At 38.4% G+C, this 24,861-nt stretch carries 24 protein-coding genes; 20 read left to right on the top strand and 4 right to left on the bottom strand.

Annotated elements, in window-relative coordinates; all coding sequences use genetic code 11:
* The first annotated feature begins 28 nt into the window (after positions 1-28).
* From AC3WJJ_RS24235 to AC3WJJ_RS24200, 8 genes are all read left to right on the top strand, one after another.
* A complete protein-coding gene (locus tag AC3WJJ_RS24235; protein ID WP_492544592.1) occupies positions 29-268 on the top strand; it encodes a hypothetical protein in 240 nt (79 codons plus the stop codon).
* The gene (locus AC3WJJ_RS24230; RefSeq protein ID WP_492544590.1) at positions 243-788 is read left to right on the top strand and encodes a hypothetical protein; all 546 of its coding nucleotides are present in this window, start codon (positions 243-245) and stop codon (positions 786-788) included. Before AC3WJJ_RS24235 ends, AC3WJJ_RS24230 begins: the two co-directional genes overlap by 26 nt.
* Before the next feature lie 58 nt (positions 789-846).
* Complete coding sequence (locus tag AC3WJJ_RS24225) at positions 847-1,137, top strand: Tn7-like element transposition protein TnsE (RefSeq protein ID WP_492544588.1); 291 nt, start codon at positions 847-849, stop codon at positions 1,135-1,137.
* Positions 1,138-1,384: 247 nt separating this feature from the next.
* On the top strand, positions 1,385-2,605 hold the full coding sequence (locus AC3WJJ_RS24220) for a DNA cytosine methyltransferase (protein WP_492544586.1): 1,221 nt from the start codon (positions 1,385-1,387) through the stop codon (positions 2,603-2,605).
* Between the two features lie 19 nt (positions 2,606-2,624).
* Positions 2,625-4,673, top strand: coding sequence for an ATP-binding protein (locus AC3WJJ_RS24215; protein ID WP_492544583.1), 2,049 nt, complete (start codon positions 2,625-2,627; stop codon positions 4,671-4,673).
* A gap of 7 nt (positions 4,674-4,680) precedes the next feature.
* Positions 4,681-5,349 carry a response regulator gene (locus AC3WJJ_RS24210; RefSeq protein ID WP_492544581.1) on the top strand — a complete coding sequence of 223 codons (669 nt, stop codon included), beginning with the start codon at positions 4,681-4,683 and terminating at the stop codon, positions 5,347-5,349.
* 56 nt (positions 5,350-5,405) lie between these two features.
* Positions 5,406-6,305, top strand: a complete 900-nt coding sequence (locus AC3WJJ_RS24205; protein WP_492544579.1) for a hypothetical protein — start codon at positions 5,406-5,408, stop codon at positions 6,303-6,305.
* A 368-nt stretch (positions 6,306-6,673) separates the two neighbouring features.
* Positions 6,674-7,102 carry a hypothetical protein gene (locus AC3WJJ_RS24200; RefSeq protein ID WP_492544577.1) on the top strand — a complete coding sequence of 143 codons (429 nt, stop codon included), beginning with the start codon at positions 6,674-6,676 and terminating at the stop codon, positions 7,100-7,102.
* Positions 7,103-7,138: 36 nt separating this feature from the next.
* Here the strand turns inward: AC3WJJ_RS24200 and AC3WJJ_RS24195 are convergent, their stop codons facing one another.
* The 3 genes from AC3WJJ_RS24195 to AC3WJJ_RS24185 all read right to left on the bottom strand — a co-directional run bounded on the left by AC3WJJ_RS24195 (position 7,139) and on the right by AC3WJJ_RS24185 (position 9,632).
* Positions 7,139-8,419, bottom strand: a complete 1,281-nt coding sequence (locus AC3WJJ_RS24195; protein WP_492544575.1) for a purine/pyrimidine permease — start codon at positions 8,417-8,419, stop codon at positions 7,139-7,141.
* A 140-nt stretch (positions 8,420-8,559) separates the two neighbouring features.
* Positions 8,560-9,009: a cyanase gene (gene cynS, locus AC3WJJ_RS24190; RefSeq protein ID WP_492544573.1), complete on the bottom strand. Its 450-nt coding sequence runs from the start codon at positions 9,007-9,009 to the stop codon at positions 8,560-8,562.
* A gap of 41 nt (positions 9,010-9,050) precedes the next feature.
* The gene (locus AC3WJJ_RS24185; RefSeq protein ID WP_492544571.1) at positions 9,051-9,632 is read right to left on the bottom strand and encodes a beta-class carbonic anhydrase; all 582 of its coding nucleotides are present in this window, start codon (positions 9,630-9,632) and stop codon (positions 9,051-9,053) included.
* A 132-nt stretch (positions 9,633-9,764) separates the two neighbouring features.
* Between AC3WJJ_RS24185 and AC3WJJ_RS24180 the strand changes: the two genes are divergently transcribed.
* From AC3WJJ_RS24180 to AC3WJJ_RS24160, 5 genes are all read left to right on the top strand, one after another.
* Positions 9,765-10,196, top strand: a complete 432-nt coding sequence (locus tag AC3WJJ_RS24180) for an Lrp/AsnC family transcriptional regulator (RefSeq protein WP_492544569.1) — start codon at positions 9,765-9,767, stop codon at positions 10,194-10,196.
* Between the two features lie 100 nt (positions 10,197-10,296).
* Complete coding sequence (locus tag AC3WJJ_RS24175) at positions 10,297-11,766, top strand: serine hydrolase (protein ID WP_492544567.1); 1,470 nt, start codon at positions 10,297-10,299, stop codon at positions 11,764-11,766.
* Positions 11,767-11,784: 18 nt separating this feature from the next.
* The gene (locus AC3WJJ_RS24170; RefSeq protein ID WP_492544565.1) at positions 11,785-12,477 is read left to right on the top strand and encodes an MBL fold metallo-hydrolase; all 693 of its coding nucleotides are present in this window, start codon (positions 11,785-11,787) and stop codon (positions 12,475-12,477) included.
* 379 nt (positions 12,478-12,856) lie between these two features.
* On the top strand, positions 12,857-14,272 hold the full coding sequence (locus AC3WJJ_RS24165; protein ID WP_492544563.1) for an MFS transporter: 1,416 nt from the start codon (positions 12,857-12,859) through the stop codon (positions 14,270-14,272).
* A 46-nt stretch (positions 14,273-14,318) separates the two neighbouring features.
* Positions 14,319-16,508 (top strand): arylsulfatase, encoded by a 2,190-nt coding sequence (locus AC3WJJ_RS24160; protein WP_492544561.1) that lies wholly within the window; start codon positions 14,319-14,321, stop codon positions 16,506-16,508.
* A gap of 77 nt (positions 16,509-16,585) precedes the next feature.
* Here the strand turns inward: AC3WJJ_RS24160 and AC3WJJ_RS24155 are convergent, their stop codons facing one another.
* A complete protein-coding gene (locus tag AC3WJJ_RS24155) occupies positions 16,586-17,803 on the bottom strand; it encodes an ROK family protein (protein ID WP_492544559.1) in 1,218 nt (405 codons plus the stop codon).
* 280 nt (positions 17,804-18,083) lie between these two features.
* Between AC3WJJ_RS24155 and catA the strand changes: the two genes are divergently transcribed.
* The 7 genes from catA (at position 18,084) to AC3WJJ_RS24120 (ending at position 24,769) form a co-directional block, all read left to right on the top strand.
* Positions 18,084-18,743 carry a type A chloramphenicol O-acetyltransferase gene (gene catA, locus AC3WJJ_RS24150; RefSeq protein WP_492544557.1) on the top strand — a complete coding sequence of 220 codons (660 nt, stop codon included), beginning with the start codon at positions 18,084-18,086 and terminating at the stop codon, positions 18,741-18,743.
* A 206-nt stretch (positions 18,744-18,949) separates the two neighbouring features.
* Positions 18,950-19,393 (top strand): MarR family winged helix-turn-helix transcriptional regulator, encoded by a 444-nt coding sequence (locus AC3WJJ_RS24145; RefSeq protein WP_492544555.1) that lies wholly within the window; start codon positions 18,950-18,952, stop codon positions 19,391-19,393.
* 66 nt (positions 19,394-19,459) lie between these two features.
* Positions 19,460-20,401, top strand: a complete 942-nt coding sequence (locus AC3WJJ_RS24140) for a ring-cleaving dioxygenase (protein ID WP_492544553.1) — start codon at positions 19,460-19,462, stop codon at positions 20,399-20,401.
* A gap of 17 nt (positions 20,402-20,418) precedes the next feature.
* Positions 20,419-21,474 carry an LLM class flavin-dependent oxidoreductase gene (locus tag AC3WJJ_RS24135; protein WP_492544551.1) on the top strand — a complete coding sequence of 352 codons (1,056 nt, stop codon included), beginning with the start codon at positions 20,419-20,421 and terminating at the stop codon, positions 21,472-21,474.
* A 16-nt stretch (positions 21,475-21,490) separates the two neighbouring features.
* Entirely contained in the window at positions 21,491-22,057 is a 567-nt protein-coding gene (locus AC3WJJ_RS24130; RefSeq protein WP_492544549.1) for an NADPH-dependent FMN reductase, read from the top strand.
* 147 nt (positions 22,058-22,204) lie between these two features.
* Positions 22,205-22,981: a sporulation protein gene (locus AC3WJJ_RS24125; RefSeq protein ID WP_492544547.1), complete on the top strand. Its 777-nt coding sequence runs from the start codon at positions 22,205-22,207 to the stop codon at positions 22,979-22,981.
* Between the two features lie 93 nt (positions 22,982-23,074).
* Positions 23,075-24,769, top strand: coding sequence for a M3 family oligoendopeptidase (locus AC3WJJ_RS24120; protein WP_492544545.1), 1,695 nt, complete (start codon positions 23,075-23,077; stop codon positions 24,767-24,769).
* The last annotated feature ends 92 nt before the right edge of the window (positions 24,770-24,861 follow it).

Here is a 24,861-nt window from a genome sequence, read left to right as displayed (position 1 = left end):
GTAGGTTGAAGAGACATATAAGGAGCTTATGAATGATCAATCTAGACCTGTTAGAGTGTGTCAAGCAACCATAGGGAAACGAATTGGTAAGTTGAGCATGCTTGAAAAGCAAAAAGATAGGCTTCCTATTACGATAGACATTCTATCGAATTATTTGGAATCTGTATCAAAGTTTCAAATTCGAAGAGTACGCTGGGCTGCTGAACAAATGAATGGTGTATGGCCTTTGAAAAAATGTTATCTTGGATTTAAACGGATACAAGTATAAAATCGATGTTGGATTCTGTATATCGACTGTTGCTCAGTCAGGCAATAAAGAATTCACCGCGAATCTTCATGCTGCTCGTAAGAAAGGTATCCCACTAGACAATGATGTATTTGAATCAGATCCTCTACAAGTGCATGTTCGAGGAGAGCAGTTCATTGATTATATTTTGGTCAATGAAATTATTGTTTTCAGCGGCTTCAAACATCCTCATGAGGAAATCTTATTTTGGCACCCGTCTAAGAAGAGACGTGAATCCACTCATGGTGATAAACAAGTTCGACTAACTTCAAGAGCTGACTGTGATGATTACATGTTGAACTATGAAAGTGATCATGCGAAAGAGGACATCCATCAAGATGTCTTGGAAGCTCCACCTACCTTTATGCACTTTTCTAACATTCCTGTCGTATTTACATGTAGACAACATGTAAGGCAATCCAATACGGGACAAGATGTTATTGTTAACTCAGGTAGAGGTGGTAAGACTTCAGGGATACATGAAGAAGTAAGTAGGTGGTGACACACCTCCTATAGACTTTCAAACGCTTGAGACGATTTCGGCTTCTGAGGGAATTGGTTTGGATTCTTTTTTCGAGATGATTCAGTTATTAAAACAAACGTTTCCTGTTAAGATCAGCATGTCTTTATTGCGAATACCTGCGGGCAGACGTTTTTCCGTATGTCCGAATGGAGTTCGTAGGACTTGCGCTGTTGTGCAGATTACGAGTGCAGTGAGTACGTCATATATACTAGAAGCCGCTAGACCGGATAACTGGTCGATCTCGACTTTGATTCTTCGTCCTTCGCAGCAGGTTCAGCTTAAGGTGATTGAGGATACTATCAAGCAGCTTCTAGGGATTAGTTCATAAGAGGGGCCATTGGGATCGGAACGTACTTGAACGGTGTGCTGGTGTGAGCGTTGAGAAGTTGAAACATATTCAGAGTGATAAGAGCAGGGAGTGGACAAATAAAATATTATTGAAAATTACTAGTTAGTTAGAAATATATATGGTTGTAATCATGAAGATTCTGTAGAATGGAATTAAGAGGTGTTCTTCCTGGAATAATACATTTAATTATGGTATCCTGGAACAAAATATAGATTGGGTGGCTTAAATGAATCGTCAAAAATATAATGTTCTCGATTTATTTTCTGGGGCGGGAGGAATGTCAGAAGGCTTTTTACAAGCTGGATTTAAAGTTACTAATGCATGTGACTTTAGTATAGAAGCTTCACAGACTTATATAAATAGACATATACAATTAGGTTACACAGATGTTTTATTCCATCAGGGGGATGTAAAGGTTTTAACAAAACCAAAGAAGTTGAAAGAGTTTCTTAAAGGCAATGAAATATCTGTTGTTGTTGGTGGTCCACCCTGTCAGGGGTTTAGTTTGACAGGGAAAAGGAATAAAAGCGATCCTCGAAATCATTTATTTCTCGATTACTTAAAAATTGTAAAAATAGTAAAGCCTAAATACTTCATTATGGAAAATGTTGAGGGTATTCTTTCATATAAAGTAGAAAGTTTGAAAGCCATAAGTGGTGCAATTTACGAGAATGTAACTGTACCAGAAATTATCCTAAAAGAAGCTGAAAAGTTTGGATATAGAGTTAGATACAAGTTGTTAAATGCAAGGAACTATGGAGTCCCACAGAATCGACCTAGAGTAATTTTTATTGGACATCAGATAAAAAAAGTTAAAGGTAAGTTTGTTGATATAGTACCTCCCCCTGATTTCCCGGAGCCCTATAATTATACCGTTTCTGTATCTGAAGCCATTTCAGATTTGCGATTTTTAAAACAAGGACAAGAAAGTTCGAGCTATTCTAATAGATACAAACTCTCAAAATATCAGAAAAGCATGCGAAATGGTTTAACTCCTTGTACAAATGGTGAGGGATTAAAGTCGATAAAGTTATTAAATCATAGTGCCTCAAGACATGAAGAAAAAGTAGTAGCGCGATTTAAAAAACTAAGGCCTAACGAGAGCATTGCTCAGTTATTAGCGCGACTAGATTATGAAGAGTATAACAAGTATTATACGAAGAAATATAGGTGTACAAAATTGCACAGAGACAATGTATCACCAACTGTTCTCACATTACCAGATGATATTGTTCATTATGATCCTAACAATCCAAGGATATTAACTGTGAGAGAATTAGCAAGATTGCAATCATTTGATGATTCATTCGAATTTCTTGGTAAAAGAACAACAGGTGGAAACCGGAGAAAGTATGAAACCCCGCAATATACTCAAGTAGGTAATGCAGTACCACCTTTATTTGCAAAAGCAATAGCTAGAGAAATAGCTAAGGTATTAAATCAGTAAAGGTAGGTGTTTTGATATAATGAGTCAATTTATGCGTTTTAAGGCTTCAACAAATGTAAAAAGCCTAATCGGTAAGGATTTAGTGACAGATGAAATAACCGCCGTTTTTGAATTGGTTAAAAATTCGTATGATGCTGATGCTAAAGAAGTTATGTTGATTTTCTCAAATCTAAAAGATGGTTGTGGTAGATTAATTATTCGTGATAATGGTACTGGAATGGATTTAGATGATATTGAAAACAAGTGGATGGTAATTGGCACAGAGAGTAAAAAAGGAAAAGAATTTTCTGATATCTATAACAGGCCTTTAAATGGCGATAAAGGTATAGGTAGATTCTCTGTTGATAGACTTGGGTCTAGATTAAAATTATCAGCTTTAAAGGCAAAATCAAAACAAAAAATAAATATGGAATTTGATTGGTCGGTCTTTGAAAATAATTATACTAGTTTAGACAGCATTACAGTGCCATATATACTTGAGACACAAGTTAGCGAAGATCAATCTCAAGGTGTAACTTTAGAAATTGAAGATCTACGTGATCATTGGGATGAAACGTCAATTTCTAAACTTATTAAAAGTTTACGTCATTTTAAATCACCGTTCAGGAGTGTAAAAGATAATTTTTCAATTAAAGTATATGCACCAGATTTTTTTGATGATGAAATTGAAATCACCCCCTACAGGTTAGAAGATATGAGTAATCTTTGGGTAAGAACATCTGTTAGTATAGATAATCCAAATAATATTGAGATAATGGTTTGTAGGGATGGAATAGAGTATAAAGAAGATTACCCTAATACCTATGACTTTGGCCCAATATTCTTAGAAATATTTTTCTTTGATACACCCGCAAAATTAAGGTTTCACAGTCGAATGGGAATGCGTGTTAAGGACTTCGGTAATATTCGTTTGTATCGGGATGAGTTTAGAATTCATCCTTACGGTGAAGAGTGGAATGACTGGTTGGATTTGGATAGAAGGAAAACACAGGGGACGGCGAGGTTTTTGGGTACTCGTGATCTTATAGGTTTTGTTCAAATTAATAAATTATATAATAAAAAAATTGAAGTACTTACAAATAGGCAAGGACTAAAGGAAAATGAGTATGAAAGGCAACTTAAAGAGTTTATTTTGGAGTACGCTGTCAAAGTCTTAGAAAAGTACTTTTTCAAAAAAGCAAAGAATGAAACATTCCAAGAAGCAAAAAAAAATGTTGATGAAGCGGTCAAAGAACTAACTAAGGTTGCTAAGGAGTTACAAAAAAATTCACCTACGGCAGCAAAAGTCATTCGGCAGGCAGCAAACATTGTTCAAAAAAGCCAGGCCGAACAGGCACACTTTGTAAAAAATCAAGAAGAAGTTTTAGATGTATACAAGAGAAATGCCAATAAAGAAATACTTTTACATAAAATCATTCATGAAGCATTAATAAGAATAAAGAATGTTAAAACAGCTTCATCGTCTGGGCAAAGAAAAATTCGTTATTATAGAAGAAACAAGAATAGTACGTGTACAGAGATCGTAGCGTACTTAAATAATAGTTTTGATAAAATTGATATATATACTGATGATGCAAGAGATTATTTGATGGGTGCTAGAGACCATTTGATTAGAGAAAGAACTAAAGAGTTAATTAATCTGAAGGAACATGCCAGACAATTCTTGGCCGCCTTTCAAGATGAGTTTAATCTAGAGAAAATAAACTGTTCATTAATTTCTTCAGAAAGTATTTTATATAAAATAGACGTAGATGATTTCAGGACTATATTCAGTAACTTTGTAAGTAATTCACTTAAATCATTTAAAAAAATATCTAAGCAGAATAAAGAAATTAGAGTCGAGATTACTGAGAATGCAAAAAATATTATTATTATATTTAAAGATAACGGAACAGGGGTACCTGAACATATTAGGGATAGAATCTTTGATCCATTTTTTTCGACAACTGAAGGCTTTGGTATGGGACTCTCTATTGTTGATGAAATCATTAAAGAATATAAAGGAGAACTGAATTTGGCTAAGAATTTTTCGTCAGGCGCCGAATTCCATATAAAATTACGAAAGTAGGATTCGGATGTTAATTAGAAATGTTCTAATTGTTGATGATGACCAAAGTGTAAATGATGCGATTGAAGAATATCGAGAAATTTATAATGAACTCAAAGAATTGTATAATTTCCAGTTCGAAATAAACTTTTTCTGGGAAGATACAATTCAAGGTGCACTAAAAAAACTAAATAAAAAAGATCAAGTCTTTGATGTTGCTCTAATTGATTATGATTTTTCAAATGATATCAATGGATTGAAAGGTGTTTATTTAGTTTCAAAAATAAGAGAGACAATTAATAAAAGATGCAAAATAGTATTTTATACTATGCATGGACTATCCTTATTAGCTAAAGAAGACTTTGTATCGTTAATTAATAATGATATTTTCAGATTTATTTCGAAGAGTGGCGAGATGCTCTCAATGAAATATGAAAAAGTTGGTGAAAAAGCAGATCAAATAATTGTAGAGGCACTCATTGATGCTTTGGAAGCTTCTGATCCTATAAGTAATTCATTGGAAAAATATTTAGTGAAATACAAAGATGTTCTAAATGATATAAATTTATCGTTTGGAGAACAGCATTACAGTATAGAAGAACTGATAAACTCAATTAGACTATACGAAGAGCCAGGGAATTCATTTGTAAATAACTTTCTTGAGATGTCTGTTATTGATTTTCTTGAGACAAAGTAGAGGAGATAGTTTTGGATATTATACATTTCAACTCAGATGAATCTGGATTTAGATTTATGAAACGAACTGAGAATTATTTTGATGATGTGTTCAATAAAACTTCTGAAGAACTTTATAACCAGTATGTAGACATTAATGAGTTTATCGGGAAGTTACAACAGAGGATACAATATCCTGATGTTGTTTTAATAACTTCTCATGGAGCGAATGATTCATTATTAAGTGTGAGGCGTGGAAGACTGGTGAGATCAATGAAACTGCATCAGGCGCGTTTATTTAAACATAATTTTATTATGGCAATAGCTTGTCAAACTGTTAATGAATTTGGTCCTGAGGCAATACGTGAAAATGCACAAACATATATTGGTTTTAATGATTTTATACAATGCGATTTTGAATTTAACAGTAGTAAAAATGAAAAGTTTAATAGTATTTTAAAGACTATATTTAAGAAGATATATCAAGATTCATTTTTTTATTCATTTGAAAAGTTTATAAAGAACTGCTTGACTGCAAATGAGTTTTTACAAACTTGGGAGGTCACTTTTAAGAAAAGTCTAAGAAAAGCTGCGAAAATGGAGCTCAAAGATATACGTACAGAGTTTAGTGTACCACTAACTGAAAAATATGAGACTCAAGTAAAAGCCTTAATAAAGCTCGAGTTTTTATCAAAATACAATACATTAAGTAATAAACTAATATTATTAGGAGATCCTAACTATATTCCGTGGTATTTTATCGATAAACTAGAACAACATGAATTAGAAAAGGCAATTGAAAAAGTGGACAAAATATTAGACATCAATAAATACTATAAGCATTTCCTAAAGTGTCTAATTTATAGGTCATTGAATAAGGCAAAAGAATTTCAAATATCAATAACTGCATTAGAAGAGTGTTTATCTGATGATACACTCTTATTTGTGACTCCTGTCCCGATAACAATTGCAAACTAAATAATTAACCAGTCTAACACTTTATTTTTGCGTATTGATAGTATCAGGACTAACAAGAAGATTTCAGTCTAAAACTTATTTTTCAAAAGCTGCCGATTTTAAGCTTAAAAATCGCGTCACAGTAACAACTCCAGTTTAACACTTTATTTTCTCCATACAATCTAATGTGCTTTTGTAGTTAAAGTTGTGTTTACTGGACTAGTAAACAAGTTAATTAATACATCTAGAGGGTAGCCTGAGAGAATAATCTTAGGCGCCCTCTTTTTTTAGTATGATTAAGGAAATATATTCAAGAATTCAAAGTAATATTGAAGCGGAACAATATGTATGGCTTATGAGGCGGTGGGGTTTTGTATATAAGAAGGTACTTGATTTTATGGGTTTCTTTTGTTGTTTTGTTCAGCGTTGCTGTATGGTGCTTAGAACTAGTCGAAGGATATAAAATCACCACAAGCGAATATTATGGACTTCGTAATATAGGCTTTATGTTCATCATGATGATGACTCTTATGGCGTCTGTCTTCTATCCTGTCATTTTGTTACCTTTATCTATCGTGTTTAGCCGATTTGTGAACGGTGTATCTATTCGGGTACTGCTATATTCCATACTGGGTGGCATCGGAGGAACTTTAATATTTCATAAGTTTTACAGTCACTACTTTATTCAAGAATACAATCTGAATTCTACCAACTCCATTATCATTTTTGGGCTGGTAGGATTCATATATGCGCTAATTGATAATGATCTGAAACGTCGAACATATAAACATCCAACACAAAAAGGCAACCCAATATAATCATTTGGGCTGCTTTTTTTGGTGAATGGAGAAATGTTACTCTTTCCATAATAGTTCGAGCACGATGACAAGCATAGTACCCACGAGTAATCCATTGCTTAAAACATATTGTAAAGAAGACGGGATTCCGTTAAAGGCGCCTTCTGGAAGAAACATGATTCCCAAACTGATTAATAATGCGATTCCTAGTATGGTTAATCGACGTTGATTTAATTGCTCACGCAGGATTGACTGAAATGAAATTCCGATTAACTGGACAAAGGTTGCTAAAAGTGCAGCGTTAGCAATTGGACCTGGTAGCAAGGATATGAAGCCTACAATAATGGGAAGAAAAGATATCCCTACTAATATCAGACTTGCTATAAGGAAAGGCTTTGCTTTTTTTTGTCCCGTTAATTGTATGAATCCTGCTGATGCAGGTAATGGAACGATTCCAATCGTAGAGAATAATGAGGAGATCAGATGTGATATGCCTCCAACCCATATGCCACGGTTCAGAGTTTGTTGTTCATTCTCTTGTGATAATGGAGTCACTTGTTGTACGGCTGAAATGGCAGCAATCGTATTTGAAACTAAAAGAAAGGTGAATAATGTAGCCGTTATTATCATTCCAATATCAAATCTAGGTGCGCCCCAAGCCCAGATCTCTGGCACCTTAACAAAGGTTGTGGGAGCAGAGATCGGCGATGATTTTCCTAATACAGCATACAATATCCAGCCACACGAAATTCCAAGCAATACAGCATAGTTTTTGAGCCATCCTTTCCCTTTTATAGATAAGAAGATGATAAGGGAAAAAACAAATAGTGCGATGGTTGCTGTTACATAATCAGGATGCGTGACAACTCCTTGTAATCCAAGCATCCCTTTCAACAACACACCACTGAGCTGAAGAGCTAGGATTAGAAGAAATGTGCCAGTAACCAAGGGGGTAAACAACCGTGAAACCCGTTGCACAAGTCCTGTAACACCTAGAAAGAAAAGTATGATTCCTGCAATGATCAATCCACCTTCTAATAGTTGAAGTGTGGCTTTTGTAATCTGCCCCTGACTCATAGCTACTTGCCCAAGCACGACAAAGATACTTACCCAAGAGCCGGCTGGCCCGTCTGCAATGGAATAGCGATGTCCGAACCATGCTTGTATGAATGAACTAATGCCTACAACGAAAAAAGTTCGCTGCATCAATGTGGATATCTCAGCTGTTGATAAATGGAATACTCCGCCAATGATAATGGGCAATGCAATAGCATTGGCTAATAGAAACACAAACCATTGTAGGATACTAAAGCTAGTTTTTATATATTTTTTATTCATATTATTATCCTTTTGTCCTTTGTTAGAAAACAATCTCATAGAAAAATTCATCCTTATCGATACAGATGTATGATTAAGGATGAATTTTTAGATAAAGATCATTTGAATTTATATATGATGAAAGAATTTAATCTAATTAATTACCATGCACGGAAGGGTAGGAATTTTCCGTTAAGTGTAATAACGATACGAGGGTCGCCACCATTTGGATCTTCTTGTGTATCCACGCCAAGATTGAAGTTAATGGCACTCATAACACCTTCGCCAACTTTTTCAAGGATTAATTCTCTAAGCGTTGGAGCGTATTGTAACATCATTTCATATAAACGGTACAAGATTGGATCAGTCGGAGGCATTTGCATGATTTGGCCTCTTAGCGGAACTACGGTTAATGCTTGTACTACCTCTTCATCTAGTTCTAGTAGTTGGCCCACTTTTTCGGCCTCTGGGCGTGTCATTGTCGCTTGTCCTAGCAATGCAGTTACCACCCAAGTTTCAGAGTGTTCACTTACCTTTGAAATTTCTTCCCATGTCAAACCTTTTGCAATTTTTGCGTCCATAATTTTTTGTGTAGCTTCTTGTCTATTCATACCGAATAACTTCCTCTCATATGTGAAATTATAATAAAAAATTAATGTCTTCTTTCATTCAATTCTTTATATCCATCAACTACTAAATCCAATTTACCTGTATGAGGATCTATAACTAAACCATGTACCGGAACATCTTTAGGAATAAGCGGATGATTTCTTACTAAATCAACGTTAGCTTGAGTCGAGTCTTCAACATCATTGAAGCCAAAAAGCCATTTTTCCAGATCAACACCTGCATATTCAATCGCTGATAAAATTTCCGGTGTAGTTACTCCACGATCTAGCATTTTTTGAATTGTTCCTTTTGGATTGGTTTGACTCGCACCACATCTATGGTGTCCAATAAGAAATATTTCATCTGCATTGAGATCATACACTGATGCTATAACACTCTGCATAACACTATCGAATGGGGAAGCAATCTTACCCCCTGCATTCCTGATTACTTTAGCATCACCATCGTGTATATCTAGTGCTTTTGGAAGTAGTTCAACCAGGCGAGCATCCATGCAGGAAACCACAACCATACGTTTTTTAGGCATCTTTGATGCTTCACTAGGAGCGTATTCCTCGTTTTGTACAAATTGTTCATTGTAATCCAAAATATCTTGTAGTAACATGTTCTAACCTCCTGTAAGTCTTGATGTATTTTCTCTTATAAGTTGCGCTCTAAGAGAATAAACTAAGTATAGTGAAATGTAGCGATAAGCAGAATAAGTTGCTGAAACACAATCTGACTTTCTACTTTCGCGATGAAAGGATTGATTGATATTCTTGATCAGACAGATTTTGAGATACTGAAATTATTAAGTGAAAACTCAAGAATACAATGGAAAGAACTTGGTCAAAAGATACATCTTACGGGGCAGGCTGTTGGAAATCGTATTCGAAGATTAGAGGATTTAGGGGTTATTGAACAATATACAATTGCAATAAACCGTATCAGACTAGGACAAGTAGTAACTGCTTTTGTCACTGTATTTGTACAAACCACGAATCATCAAGAGTTCAAACGTTTTTTTCAAGCAGAAGAAGCCATTTCCGAAGTTCATCGTACAAGTGGTGATGGATGTTACTTATTAAAAACACATTTTTCTTCTAATGAAGAGTTAGACATCTTTCTTGAACGCTTATTAAAGTTCGGGAATTATCGTGTTAACTTATCCATAGGAAGATTAAAATAAATCGTGACATGAACGAAGACATTACTCCTTCAAGGTATTTGCAGTTAAATGTTGAATACGTACTAGAAGATAAATTCAATACGTACATGAAGGAGTAGACATGGAAGATACATGGATGGAAGTTGAATCTTTATTAGGCTTAAATCGTTACATCGAGGAACAGATGAAGGCGTGGAAGGTGCCGGGGCTATCGATTGCGGTCGTTAAAGACGGGGAAGTCATCATGATGGAGGGATATGGACATCGCGATATCGATCAGAGACTACCCGTAACGCCCGATACCCTATTTGCCATCGGATCTTGTTCGAAAGCTTTTACAGCTTTAGCTGCAGGAATTCTAGCGGATGAAGGAACTTTAGATTTAGATACCCCTGTAAAAGAATATCTTCCACATTTTAAAATGCATGACGAGTTGGCAAGCGAGCGGATCACAGTGAGAGATATGCTGTGTCATCGTTCAGGTTTACCTAGGCATGATTTGATGTGGTATAACTCACCACTTAATAGAGAAGAGATTATAGAACGACTACAGTATTTAGAACCCAATGTGGATTTTAGAACGAAATGGCAGTATCAAAATATTATGTATATGGCTGCAGGTTATATTACAGGTCATGTATGTAATTCCTCTTGGGAAGAGGTTGTGCAGAACAGAATATTAACCCCGCTAGGAATGACATCCAGTCAATTCTCAGTAGAAACAACACAGTTGCAAGATGACTATGCACTTCCTTATGTGGTACATGAAGACAAGCATAAAGCTGTTCCATTTCGTAATATTGATGCGATGGGTCCGGCTGGATCTATTAATTCTAATGTCAAAGATATGGCCCAATGGATCAAGTTACAGATGAATGAGAGGCTATTTGACGGTGAACGAATTGTTTCACAAGATATGTTGGCAACGCTCCATATGCCTCACATGGTAGATGGAGTACCTGGCATCAATCAAAGTAATATGGATATTAACTGTTATGGACTTGGCTGGTCGATTGAACCTTATCGCGGTTCACGGATGATGCACCACGGAGGTAGCATTGATGGATTTAGCGCTCATGTTGCCTTTATGCCTGCGGAGAAGATCGGTGTGGTTGTCTTATCGAATTTGAATGGAACACCTCTTCCGATGTACATGTCCAACCATATATTGGATCGTCTGCTAGGTGGTGAAGTTGAGGATTGGAGTGGTCAGGCTCTTACAAGAATGAAGAATCATTCAGAACCGGTAGAAGATCCATCTTCGGATAACATAGAGAAAACAAATGACAAGAAAAAGTCTAGGCCGTTAGGGATACCGCTTGAGAATCTTGTTGGCTCCTATGAACACCCAGGATATGGTATTATGGTCATCGAGCAAGTGGGAACTGAGCTTGAAGTAGAATTCAACTCCATGAAATTACCTCTTAAACATATGGACGGCAGTTTATTTGAATTGAATTATACAGCGTTTGAGCTTAAAACATCGCTAACTTTTCATACCGATCCCGATGGGGAGGTTATCCGGTTATCTGCGGTATTGTTATTAGAGCCTGGTGCGAAAGAGATTGAATTCATCCAAATTAAAGAGTAATGAGGCAGGTTTAGAAACATGCAGATTATAGAACTACCGATAGAAGTTGAATTTAACGGACAACAGCAATACATATATCCAAGCTTAATCGAGATAAATCGTGAATTAACTTTAGTCGATACAGGGTATGCTGATTTTTTGCCTTTAATCGAGAAAGAAATACTGAACAATGGATATAACATGGATCAGTTAAAAAATATAATTGTTACGCACTATGACGATGATCATATAGGTTCTTTACATGCGTTCAAAGCAAAGTATCCATCTGTTCGAATCATTGCCAATGAAATTGAATCCCAATATATCAGTGGTGAAGTAAAGTCGGAGAGATTGGCTCAGGCCGAAGAGATGCTAGCAAACATGCCTCTGGAAGAGATAGACTTCGGTAAGTGGTTTGTACAACAATTAAAGAATCTAAAGCATGTTGCAGTTGACGAGCAGTTACATGAGGGTCAAATGATATTGGATCATAAATGCAAAGTTATAGCCACACCAGGTCATACTTCAGGGCATATCTCACTCTATCTTCCTGAGTTGAACAGTGTGATTACAGGTGATGCTGCTGTTCTTGAAAAGAATGAGTTGTGTATTGCGAACCCACATTTTTGTTTGGATATGGAGAAGGCGCAACAATCCTTGGAGAAGATTAAGTCTTTACAAGCGGGAACTTATTACTGCTACCACGGTGGGAAATTAGATCTGCACAAGTGATGAATATTGGAATACTCAACGACATCCGTTCGCTAATTCCTTAGCGAACGGATGTTTTTTGTATAAAGAGGACTTAATCTCCCTGATCAGAACGATCTTTAAATATAATTGGTGTAAAGTTCGAGTATTGATGTATTTTTTAACAAAATAATGGTATAAATATCAATTTATACTCCTTAATCACGAATCTTTTTCTCAAAAATGACAAAAAGGTATTTACTAAAAGGGAAGGTTAACGGTATATTTAAATGGCTCAAAGAAATAAGAAGAGATGCGAGTAGGCAATTTAATAGGTGGAGGAGGACGTAATTATTTTGTAAGCGAAAGTTAGCTAGATTTGTGAGAAGGAAACACATCATGAGCTTTTGGAGGTAATCTGATGAATGCATTAAATCCTATACAAAAAGAAGAACTCATGCGTAAAGTAGCTAAATGTATGCCATGGATTCTTTTGTTCGAATTTTTCCAAGTTTTCAATGAGAATATATTTTCGCTAATTACGCCTAATCTAGCTGTTGACTTCGGAGTTAGTCCTTCTACCGTCAGTCTAGTAGTAACACTCGGGAAATTGTTCTTTGGTGTGGCTGCAATTGTCGTAACTGCACTATCAGATATAATGAGTATCCGCAAGTTAGTCTTATTTAGTTGTTTTGTATTTCCTGTTGTGACCTTACTCGGTCTATTTATTGGGGATAGTTTCGTCTTGCTTATCTTATTCCGTGTCTTGTTCGCTGTAACGATTGCTGCACCTGTCGCGTTACAGATTGTTATTGCCATTAAGTATTTTGATAAGTTAACGGCAGCTAAATATTTTGGGTATAACGCAGCTATATTCCAATTGGCAGCAGCATGTGGGAACTTATTCGGTGGCTATATTACAGAATATCTCCACTGGAAGGTTACATTTTTAATTCCATTAATTACTGTAATCGGCGTACCGATTATTTATAAGCACCTTCCAAAAGATGATGGTAAAACAGGTAAGTTTGATATTTTAGGAGTATCGTTGTTGACGGTCATTTCTGCTTTACTTATTACATTCATGACTTTTAAAATGCAGCATCTGAGTCTGTTCTTGATTGCTCTAGTCTTTATTGGAGTGTTCATCGTACATACGAATAAAAGTAAAGATCCATTCGTTAAACCGTCGCTTTTCAAAACAAAAGGCATCATCTGGTCACTTGTTGTATGTTTGCTGTTCTATGGAACCCAAATCGGTTTTGCATTTATTTTTCCTTTCATTGTGAAATCGGTATATGGCATGTCCGTTAGTATTATTGGGACGTTCTATATGATTACAAATGTCGCAGCGTTTATTACAGGCATGCTGACAGGGCGCATCATTAAGAAGATTGGTTATCGTAATATGGGCTTGCTTGGAGGGGCTTTTATTCTTGCGGGTCTAGGTGTCGTAGCCTTTTTGGTAGGGTATTCTGTCGTGTTTCCGTTCCTTGGAATGGGTCTATTTAATATCGGTTATGCTTTATTCTTCTCTGGTTATCTCACGAACTACACGCAATTGCTTCCTGAGGATCAGCATGGAGCGGGGATTGGAATCGAGAAGTTGGTGCTCAACATAGGAAGTTCACTGGGTGGAGCCTTCGTTGCGATGTTATACGGCCAACAATTTATGATGGGAAAAATCGTGGATACTTCCTCAAATGTTGATTCCGGTATGTATAGCAATATTGCACTGGTATTAATGATTATGATTGCTGTTGCTATCTTTATTTTCACCAGAGTATTTAATAAGAACTTTAACAAGATTGGAAAAACCGATGAATCCATAGCTTAATTGTGATGATAGTATCTCTAGAAAAGTATAGAAGGGGGAAATCAATATGAGCAGAGAACATAAGCAGAATAACCCTAACATTGTTTATATTTTAATGGATGATATGGGCTTTTCGGATTTGGGCTGTTATGGATCGGAAATAGAAACACCGCATATTAATAGTTTAACGGAGGATGGTATCCGTTATAATAACTTTCACGTAACGCCGTTGTGCTCACCTACACGCGCTTCCATATTAACAGGACGCAACCATCACTCCGTAGGTATGGCGAATATTACGAATTTTGATCTGGGGCCGGAGTATCCTAATACTCGAGGTAGAGTATCGCATAATGCAGGTATGCTATCTGAGATCTTAAAGGATCAAGGATATGGAACGTTTGCTGTAGGTAAATGGCACTTAGCGCCCGTTCACCATGCTTCACCAGCGGGACCCTATGATTACTGGCCACTAGGTAAGGGATTCCAGCGGTTCTATGGCTTTATGGAAGGTGAGACGGATCAGTTCCATCCCGATTTGGTCTATGATAATCACTTCATTCCAACACCGAATAGAGAAGGATATCATTTATCTGAGGATTTAGTGGATCATGCCAAGCAATTTATAACGGATCATGTATCCGTTGTCCCGGAGAAACCATTCTTCCTCTACCTATCATTCGGTGCTCAGCATGTTCCACATCAGGCACCTTTAGAATACATTCAAAAGTATCAAGGTAAGTATGATGTAGGATGGGATACCATTCGAGAAAATCGCTACAAAAAACAAAAAGAGCTTGGAATCATCCCTGAAGATGCAGTGTTACCTCCACATAATCCTGGTGTAAGACATTGGGATGAGCTGGGGAGTGATGAGCAGAAAGTCGCCGCTAGGCTTATGGAGATCTATGCAGGATTCCTTACGCACACGGATGCACAGGTAGGGAAATTGCTTGAGCATTTAGAAAGAATCGGGAAGTTAGATGATACCATTATCGTATTTATCTCTGACAATGGCGCTAGTTCAACGGGACGTAGAAATGGAAGCATTGACTATTCCAAAATTGTAGAGGGTGCAGAAGATACATTAGAGGAATTGCTTGAGGAATACGATAACTTATATGGAGACCGTGTAAGTTGTGAGTATCCGAATGGATGGGCCCAAGTATGTAATACACCGCTACGGTTTTATAAGCAAACATCATATTTTGGTGGCACAAGAGTACCGTTAATTGTGAAGTGGCCAAACGGAGAACTCCAGGATCGCGAGATCATTCGGAATCAGTTCCACTATGTAACGGATATTACGCCGACAATGCTAGATATATGTAATATTGAGGCTCCAAATGTGATTAAAGGTGTAGAGCAGATTCCAATGCATGGGCAAAGTATGCGTTATACCTTTAATGATGCACAGGTAGAATCAAGGAAGACAACTCAACATTTTGAAATGTGGGGTCATCGGGGGATGATTCATGATGGCTGGAAAGCCGTTACCTTTCATCAACAGGGCTCAGACTTTAATGATGATGTGTGGGAATTGTTTAATATAAGAGAAGATTTCACAGAGAGTCACAACTTGGCGGAACAGTATCCTGAGAAACTACAGGAGCTCATTGATTTATGGTGGAGAGAAGCAGAAAAATATAATGTTCTTCCACTGGAGAATATTAGCTGGAAAGATATCACGCGATACAATCCTGAGTCCGTAACGGATCGTAATACATTTGTGTATTATGGGGGAATGACGCATATTGGTTCAGCAGCAGCTCCGCCAACGGTAGGTTGTTCGTATACTATGACTGTATTCTGTGAGCGGGAAGACTCCAAGAGTGAAGGTGTTCTTGTTGCCTTTGGTAATTATGATGGTGGTTATACACTTTATATTAAAGAGAATAAACTCCATTTCGAATACAATCATTTTAGAATTATTTATGCATTAGAGGCACAGGGGAATGTTCCTACTGGTAAGCTAAAGATCACTTATCAGTTCGATAAGGAGCCAGATTCGATTGGTGGAACAGGTTCATTGTACATTAATGACCAAAAGATAGCTGAGAGAGAGTTCCCTAAGACACATCAGTCCAAAATTTCTAGAAAAGGGCTTAGTCTCGGATATGATAGCACACCAACCGTAACGCTTTCTTATCCTCAAGAGTTCCCATTTAGCGGGATCATTGATCGGGTAGAATTTGTATTAGATAAAGATCAAGCGGGTAGAACTGAGATGAACAAGCAGGAACAGTTCCAAGAATAGTAGCATATGGAGCGAATACCAAAAAAGTCTTCAGCGGACATAGCAACATGTCTTAGCTGAAGACTTTTTTGATTTCATTATACTCCATAATAATCTAAGATGAGGCTCGCTGCACCGATGGCAATCGAATTGTACCCCGATGTTGTTCTTACAATTTGGATCTCATAACTGTGATTTTGCACGGTGTTGTGTTGAATGGTTTCTACTACTTTCTCATAAAAAACAGATTCCATAGAGAGCATGCCACCTATGACTACGATATCAGGAAGTAATAAATTAATTAGATTGGAAAGTCCAATACCATAGTAGAATGCAGCATCCTCAACAATGGAATGACATAACGGATCTCCTTGTCTAATGGCTTCTAATATGTTCTCTGTATTAATGTATTCAATATCTTGAACCATTTGATTGAGAAGTGAGGGCTTGCTTCGCTTGAGCTGGCGTATGATCTCTTCACGTATAGCTGGAATACTACTGTATGTAGCTAGACAACCAAATTTTCCGCAATAACATTTCTTTCCGTGAACATCAATAACGGTATGACCTAAAGTGTTTTGTATGGCGTGTTTTTGTTCATATAGATTTCCTTGGATAATGATTCCCGATTTAATCTCAACACCACAGAGAGTGTAGACTAAGTTCTTTGAGACATTTTTATATAACTTGCGATATTCACCTAATGCGGCTAGATTGATTCCCTTTTCACTTCGTACAAGGACATTGTATGTATCTTCTAACTGTTTTTGTATCTCTGAAAAATAAATAGTGCGGAAGGAATGATGGATGTCCGAAGTTATGTCAGTATCCATATAGCCATTGTATTGTATTTCAAGGCTATTATCCCCAATTCCAATTCCGAGCAGTTGTGAATCCTGAATGTCATAGTTGCTGATGGATGCATTAATTCTGCTGCATAGAAATTGAATGATATCCTCGGATATCGTGCTTTCATTTATCTTTAGTAAATCTTTTTCTAGAACATCTAAACTCAAATTAAGCAATGTATACGTAATGTGTAATGGTGAAATGTCTATTCCAATAACGTAGTGAGAGTTAGGGTTAATCACGTATATTACAGGCTTTCTACCGCCACTCGATTGCCCTAAACCACTATCCATAATGACTCCAGAATGAATTAACTCATCAAGTAAGCGTGAGCAAGTGCTCGGTTTATAGCCCGTAATTTCGACTAAGCCTGTGATACCAATAGGGCCGTGTAGACGAATAAGTTCATACAATTTCTTGAGACTCGTCATTCTCGGTGAGGTGAAATCTTGGAATTGCTTTAACATAGAGGACCTCCAGCATGGTCGTGTTATACATGTATTGTACAACAAATAAAAGATACGAAGCCATGTTGCTTCGAAATCTACATATGACCTATAACAGCAGGGTGAATTTATTAAGCTGGTTAATGATCGATTTTGATGGATATATGCCAGTTGAGCGGAATCTTGTATTGAGATAGACTAAGGTTAAGTTATTAGTCGATCACTTGGGGTGAGGGTATTGGTGAAAGCAGTGAAGTAAGCCTCCTGAAATAAGAATCGAATTATTTTAGGAGGCATGAAGATGAAATTTAATATTATTGATGTAGAACATTGGAGTAGAAAGCCCTATTTTGAGCATTACTTAAATCAAGTGAAATGCACATTTAGTATGACGGCCAATGTAGATGTTACAGGGTTACTAGAGACGATCCGTGGGAAGGGAATAAAGCTATACCCAACGTTTATATTCATGATTATTAAGGTAGTGAATGCACATGTGGAATTCAGAACAAGCTTGAATGAAAAGGACGAAGTGGGATATTGGGATCGGATGACACCAAGCTATACGATCTTTCATAAGGATGACCAGACTTTTTCGAGCATTTGGACAGAGTTCTCAGATGAGTTTCAAACTTTTTATGAGAATTATCAACAGGACATGGAGCAGTATGGTAATGTCAAAGGATTTCTAACCAAAGATAATGTACCGAGGAACTCTATATCCATTTCTAGCATCCCATGGGTTCAATTCACAGGATTTAATCTTAATATTATGAATGATGCTAAATATCTACTGCCAATCGTTACGGGGGGGAAGTATTTTAACCAAGAGGGTAGAACCCTACTGCCTATATCGTTGCAGGTACATCATGCAGTATGTGATGGATACCACGCTAGTCTATTCATAAATGAACTACAGGAACTGGCAGATCATCACGATGACTGGCTGAGGATTGAGTGAAATATTAAATAAGTTGACTATGTATGTATACAACGAAAAAAGGACTTGTGTAAGTCCTTTTTTTATTTCTAGGGGCTTGAAACGGGCTATAACGAATCATCTTGAACTTGAATATCGGATAAGGGAGACAGAACATCACCACTTGCTTTTTCATCAATTGAGTAGTAAAGTGATAACAAGAAGGAATACTGGAGAGGGGAAATGAAATGCAGAATAATACAATCGGATCATTAATTTGGCTAAGACTTATGCGTTTCACGAACCAGAGTAACCAGATGTCAAATGAGTTCCTAAAGCGATTTGATCTTACCACAGCACAATTTGATGTGCTTGCACAGATTCATATATATCAGCCCTTAACACAAATGGAGCTTGCGGAGAAAGTGACCGTAACACAAGGTGGAATTTCACGTATGCTTGCCCGACTTGAGAAGGAAGGGTATATAGAACGGAAGCAGGATTGGAAGACGAAGACGATCTCTTTAACGCCGCAAGGAACAGCAATCTTGGAGAAGGCTATGCCTGAGCAGCTAGCGTTCCAATCCTCATTCTTTGATGACGTATTGACAGAAGAAGAGAAGAAGACACTTTATACCTTAATGACGCGTGTTCATAAGTATAGTGAGAAAAAAGAAATACCACCTGAATAGCTAAACAATGGTGGTTTTTCTACACTATCACTTGATTAATCAAGTTAAACATGAGGAGGAATATACATGTACACCATTCCAGGGCATCACCATATTTCAATGATTACAAAAAATGCACAACTTAATAATCAATTCTATCGGGGAGTCCTTGGCTTACGTAGGGTGAAGAAGACCGTCAATCAGGATGATCCGTCGATGTACCATTTATTTTATGGGGATTTAACAGGGAGCGCAGGAACGGAACTATCGTTTTTTGAAATGCCGATGGTAGGCAGTACTGTTCGTGGTACGAATGCGATCACTGGAATTGGACTACTTGTTCCATCCTTGGAAAGTCTGGACTATTGGAAGCAACGGTTTGAATTATTTAACGTCGAGCATGGAGATATAACAACGTATGCTGGCAGAGAAGCATTGCCATTTGAAGATCCTGAAGGATTGCGTCTTATCTTGATCAATAATCAAGGTCAGAATGTACCGGAATATTGGGCTGCTTGGGAAGATTCTATTGTTGAAGAAGCACACCGTATTTTGGGCATGGGGACCATTGAAATAACCGTAAGAAGTATGGATACGATGGCGAAAACTTTAAAAGAGATGTTCGGATATATCGAAGTTTCTCGATCTGAACAAGAGGCTATCTATCAGTCCGTTAGCGGGGAGGTTCTCGGGGAGATACTCGTCAAACAGAAAGATGGACCTCGGGAAAGACCGGGAAAGGGAAGCATTCACCATCTGGCGATCCGTGTGAAGAATGATGAGGAACTTACCTACTGGTATGAAGCTATAAAAGCTCGGGGGTTAAATTCATCGGGAATTATTGACCGCTATTATTTCAAGAGCTTGTACTTCCGTGAATCGAATGGCATTTTGTTTGAAATTGCAACGGATGGACCTGGATTTACAGCAGATTCCAGTGTGGAGTCGTTAGGGAAGGAACTCGACTTGCCGCCGTTCTTAGAAGATAGACGTGCAGAAATTGAAGCAGCACTTACACCATTAGATTGATAGGGAGAGATATAAACATGGAACAATATCGCATTGACAAAAATAAAGGAATTGAGTTTGGTCTATATTCGATTGGTGAGCATTTAATCAATCCGTTTACGGGAAAACGGATAAGCGCAGAACAGCGTATCCATGAAATTATTGAAGCTAGCAAGCTAGCAGACGAGGCGGGACTTGATGTGTTTGCTGTAGGTGAGAGCCACCAGGCGCATTTCACAACACAGGCGCACACAGTCATTCTCGGGGCTATTGCCCAAGCAACCAAGAACATAAAAATTGCTAGTTCAGCCACCGTGCTCAGCACATCTGATCCGGTACGTGTATATGAGGATTTCGCAACACTGGATCTGATCTCTAAAGGCCGTGCTGAGATCGTTGCTGGTCGTGGATCTCGGATTGGCGCTTATAGCCTGCTCGGTTACGATGTACGTGATTATGAAGAGCTGTTTGAAGAGAAGATGGATCTGTTAATGAAGCTGAATGAAGAAGAGCTTGTAACGTGGGAGGGGCAGTTCCGTGCACCACTAAATAATGCATCCATTCTTCCACAGCCGCAAAGTGGAAAAATGCCGATCTGGCGGGCAGTCGGAGGTCCACCAGCCAGTGCGATCAAGGCAGGTCATGCAGGTGTTCCGATGATGTTAACAACGCTTGGTGGTCCTGCAATTAACTTTAAACTTTCAGTGGATGCATACAGAGAAGCTGCAACACGCGGTGGATTCGATCCGAAATCTTTACCGATCGCAACAACAAGTTTATTCTATACTGCGCAGGACTCACAGGACGCGCTTCGTGAATACTATCCACATATCAATTCCGGTATGGCGGCACTTAAAGGAAGTGGCTACCCTAAACAGCAATTTGCACAGTCCACCGACTATCGGGATGCATTGATGGTAGGAAGCCCACAGCAGATCATTGAGAAAATGTTATATCAATACGAGCTGTACGGACAACAGCGGTTCATGGCACAAATTGATTTTGGTGGCGTGCCATTTGAGAAAATTATGCAGAACATTGAACTGATTGCAACCGAAATTATGCCTGCGGTTAAGAAACATACATCAAAATAATAAGGGAGGGATAATCATGAAAATCGCAATGATTGCCGGATCCAATGTAGGGACTAAGACCAGAACAGCCATGGATCACACCTTAAAGGTAGCTCGTGAGAAATATCCGGAGGCAGAGATTACACTGCTAGACTTAGCTGAGGTTCAGATGGTGTTTAGTGATGGTCGAAACTACTGGGAATATGAAGGGGATACTAAATACGTTACCGAAACAATTATGGCTGCAGATGCACTAATCATCGGGACCCCGACCTTTCAAGCTTCGATCCCCGCGACACTCAAAAATATTTTTGACTTATTACCCGTCAATGCATTTCGAGACAAGGTCGTGAGCATTCTTGCCACAGCAGGGACATCTAAGCATTATCTCATGGTAGAGCAGCAATTGAAGCCGATTCTGTCCTATATGAAGGCTCAAATCGTGCCTACGTATGTATTCATGGAGGAAAAGGATTTCCACCGCAAAGAAATAGTGAATGATGATATTTTATTCCGGATTGATCGGTTGGTCGAGGATACCGTGCTACATGTAGATGCGGTCAAGAATATGCAGAGGGCCAAAGATGCAGCTTACGATTTCTAATGAAACCTGACCAATAAAACAGGTGAGGATGATGAAAAAGACACGGAGGAAACTTTGATCCGTGTCTTTTTTTGTTACACGATAAGATGAAACTTTATAGTGTAGGGAGCGTATACCCCAATATCTTGAAAATTGGGGGGCTTTCGTATGTCTTTTTTTAATAAAATCCTTGCGAGTGTAGGAATTGGATCCGTTCAGGTCGATACACGTCTTGAGAAATCATCTTATTATCCTGGCGAGGATGTAAAGGGTATTATACACATTACGGGCGGCAACGTGGAGCAAAGTGTAGATCATATTTACGTCAAGCTGATGACGGAGTATACCAAGGAAAGTAATGACAGAAAGTACACCGAGTCCTTCACAATAGCTAAGGTTAGAGCTTCTGACAAATTGATCGTAAAGCAAGGCGAAGAGCTAGAAATTCCATTTGAATTTCCTCTTCCGTTAGAAACACCGCTTACCCTGTCCAGACAGCCGGTGTGGCTGCGTACGGGGCTTGATATCGAGAATGCGATTGATCCTAAGGATCGTGATTTTATTGAAGTAATCCCACATCCCTATACAGCGGTAGTGTTGGATGCAGTGTCAGAACTGGGCTTCCGCTTCAAAGAGGCAACCTGTGAATATCATTCACGGTTAGGACGTGGGATACCTTTTGTACAAGAAATCGAGTTCTATCCGGGCAGAGAATTCACTGATCGAGTGAAAGAGCTTGAACTCATCATGCATTTGGAGAGAGACGGTATATCTCTTCTTGTAGAAGTGGATCGTAGAGGACGAGGGATCTCTGGCTGGCTTGAACAATCACTTGATATGAATGAGCGTCATGCCTGGATTACTTTAGAACACGCTGACTTGCAAAAGGGTTCTGAGTATATCGCCAGATTACTAGAAGAATTAATTGATACGAAAACACGTTAAATGATGGCATTTGCAATTGAAATTTATGGGTTTAGCATTCACGGATTTTAGTATAATAGATATACTCTGTAACTAGAAAGGATGGTCCTATCTATGAAGTTTACTGAATATCCGTATAAACGACCGGACATCAAAGAAGTTGAACAACAGTTTAAGAAATTGCTGAAGCAGTTCGACGAAGCATCTTCTTTCGAGAAGCAAGATGAGGTTATGTCCACGATTAATGAATTAAGACAGAACGTAACTACACAATCTACCTTAGCGAGCATCCGTCACTCTATCGATACGAATGATTCATTCTACAAGGCAGAACAGGATTTCATGGATGAAGCTGAACCTGTCTTACAGGAGTACATAACCGATTATTATAGAGCTCTTGTCCAGTCGAAATTCCGTTCTGAGCTGGAAGCGAAGTGGGGCCGGCAGCTGTTCGCACTTGCTGAGCTATCATTGAATACTTTCAGTCCTGAAGTGATTGAAGACTTGCAATTAGAGAATAAGTTGTCGACAGAATACTCTCAGTTGATCGCATCGGCGAAAATCCCTTTTGACGGTGAAGAGCTTACCCTCTCACAATTGACTCCCTATGAATTATCCACAGATCGGGAAGTACGTGAACGGGCCTATACAGCGCGTTATCAATTCATGGCAGACCATGAAGCTGAGTTTGACCGGATCTACGCTGAATTGGTTCAGGTGCGGACGAAGATTGCTAAGAAGCTGGGATATAACAATTTTGTGGAGCTAGGCTATGCGCGTATGGCTCGGACCGATTATAACGCGGATATGGTGGCGAATTTCAGACAGCAGGTGCAAGATTACATTGTACCTATTGCCTCGAAGCTGAAGGAGCGTCAGCGCAGCCGTATTGGTGTTGATCATTTGCTATTCTACGACGAGGGCTTTACTTTCAAGTCTGGAAATGCAACTCCGAAGGGTGATCCCGAATGGATCGTAGAGAACGGCAAAAAAATGTATAGCGAATTGTCACCTGAGATGAACGAGTTCTTTACTTTTATGATCGAGAATGACCTTATGGATCTGGTGAGTAAAAAAGGGAAGCAGGCTGGAGGATATTGCACATACATTCCGGACTACAAAGCACCGTTTATTTTCTCCAACTTTAACGGAACCTCTGGTGACATTGATGTCCTCACGCACGAGGCCGGCCATGCTTTTCAGGTGTATGAAAGCCGTGGGTTTGATGTACCGGAATATAACTTCCCAACATATGAAGCGTGTGAGATTCATTCCATGAGCATGGAGTTCTTCACTTGGCCATGGATGGAGCTGTTCTTCAAAGAAGATGCAGATAAGTATAAGTTTAGTCATCTAGCCTCAGGCCTGGAGTTCATTCCATATGGCGTGGCTGTAGATGAATTCCAACATTATGTATATGAGAATCCGGATGCGACTCCAGCTGAACGCAAAACAGCATGGCATGAAATCGAACGAAAATACTTGCCGCATCGTGATTTTGCAGGTAATGAATATCTGGAGAACGGGGGGTTCTGGCATAGGCAGGGACATATTTTCAGATCTCCGTTCTACTATATTGACTACACATTGGCTCAAATCTGTGCCTTCCAGTTCTGGGTTCGTCTGCATGAGAACTATGAAGCGGCTTGGGCTGATTATTTGAAACTATGTCAAGTTGGTGGCAGTAAGTCTTTTGTTGAACTCGTGGAGTACGCGGGTCTTATTTCTCCGTTTAAAGATGGAGCTGTAGCCTCCATTGTGGGGGACATTGAGAACTGGCTGAATAGCGTGGATGACAAAGCACTGTAGGCAATAGATAATATAATGAACATCAAGAACCAAGTGAGAAAAGGAGGCACCCTTAACTTCACTTGGTTCTTTTTCCGGAGTAAGTAATGGCT

The sequence above is a fragment of the Paenibacillus sp. FW507-14B1B genome (assembly GCF_058781425.1).
Note: the sequence above shows the minus strand (reverse complement) of the source record. Positions and strands in the feature narration are given on the sequence as shown.

Coding starts and splice junctions, on each gene's coding strand:
- AC3WJJ_RS24235 (WP_492544592.1), top strand. CDS start 29: ATGAATGATCAATCTAGACCTGTTAGAGTGTGTCAAGCAACCATAGGG.
- AC3WJJ_RS24220 (WP_492544586.1), top strand. CDS start 1,385: ATGAATCGTCAAAAATATAATGTTCTCGATTTATTTTCTGGGGCGGGA.
- AC3WJJ_RS24215 (WP_492544583.1), top strand. CDS start 2,625: ATGAGTCAATTTATGCGTTTTAAGGCTTCAACAAATGTAAAAAGCCTA.
- AC3WJJ_RS24210 (WP_492544581.1), top strand. CDS start 4,681: ATGTTAATTAGAAATGTTCTAATTGTTGATGATGACCAAAGTGTAAAT.
- AC3WJJ_RS24205 (WP_492544579.1), top strand. CDS start 5,406: ATGAAACGAACTGAGAATTATTTTGATGATGTGTTCAATAAAACTTCT.
- AC3WJJ_RS24195 (WP_492544575.1), bottom strand. CDS start 8,419: ATGAATAAAAAATATATAAAAACTAGCTTTAGTATCCTACAATGGTTT.
- cynS (WP_492544573.1), bottom strand. CDS start 9,009: ATGAATAGACAAGAAGCTACACAAAAAATTATGGACGCAAAAATTGCA.
- AC3WJJ_RS24185 (WP_492544571.1), bottom strand. CDS start 9,632: ATGTTACTACAAGATATTTTGGATTACAATGAACAATTTGTACAAAAC.
- AC3WJJ_RS24180 (WP_492544569.1), top strand. CDS start 9,765: ATGAAAGGATTGATTGATATTCTTGATCAGACAGATTTTGAGATACTG.
- AC3WJJ_RS24175 (WP_492544567.1), top strand. CDS start 10,297: ATGGAAGATACATGGATGGAAGTTGAATCTTTATTAGGCTTAAATCGT.
- AC3WJJ_RS24170 (WP_492544565.1), top strand. CDS start 11,785: ATGCAGATTATAGAACTACCGATAGAAGTTGAATTTAACGGACAACAG.
- AC3WJJ_RS24165 (WP_492544563.1), top strand. CDS start 12,857: ATGAATGCATTAAATCCTATACAAAAAGAAGAACTCATGCGTAAAGTA.
- AC3WJJ_RS24160 (WP_492544561.1), top strand. CDS start 14,319: ATGAGCAGAGAACATAAGCAGAATAACCCTAACATTGTTTATATTTTA.
- AC3WJJ_RS24155 (WP_492544559.1), bottom strand. CDS start 17,803: ATGTTAAAGCAATTCCAAGATTTCACCTCACCGAGAATGACGAGTCTC.
- catA (WP_492544557.1), top strand. CDS start 18,084: ATGAAATTTAATATTATTGATGTAGAACATTGGAGTAGAAAGCCCTAT.
- AC3WJJ_RS24145 (WP_492544555.1), top strand. CDS start 18,950: ATGCAGAATAATACAATCGGATCATTAATTTGGCTAAGACTTATGCGT.
- AC3WJJ_RS24140 (WP_492544553.1), top strand. CDS start 19,460: ATGTACACCATTCCAGGGCATCACCATATTTCAATGATTACAAAAAAT.
- AC3WJJ_RS24135 (WP_492544551.1), top strand. CDS start 20,419: ATGGAACAATATCGCATTGACAAAAATAAAGGAATTGAGTTTGGTCTA.
- AC3WJJ_RS24130 (WP_492544549.1), top strand. CDS start 21,491: ATGAAAATCGCAATGATTGCCGGATCCAATGTAGGGACTAAGACCAGA.
- AC3WJJ_RS24125 (WP_492544547.1), top strand. CDS start 22,205: ATGTCTTTTTTTAATAAAATCCTTGCGAGTGTAGGAATTGGATCCGTT.
- AC3WJJ_RS24120 (WP_492544545.1), top strand. CDS start 23,075: ATGAAGTTTACTGAATATCCGTATAAACGACCGGACATCAAAGAAGTT.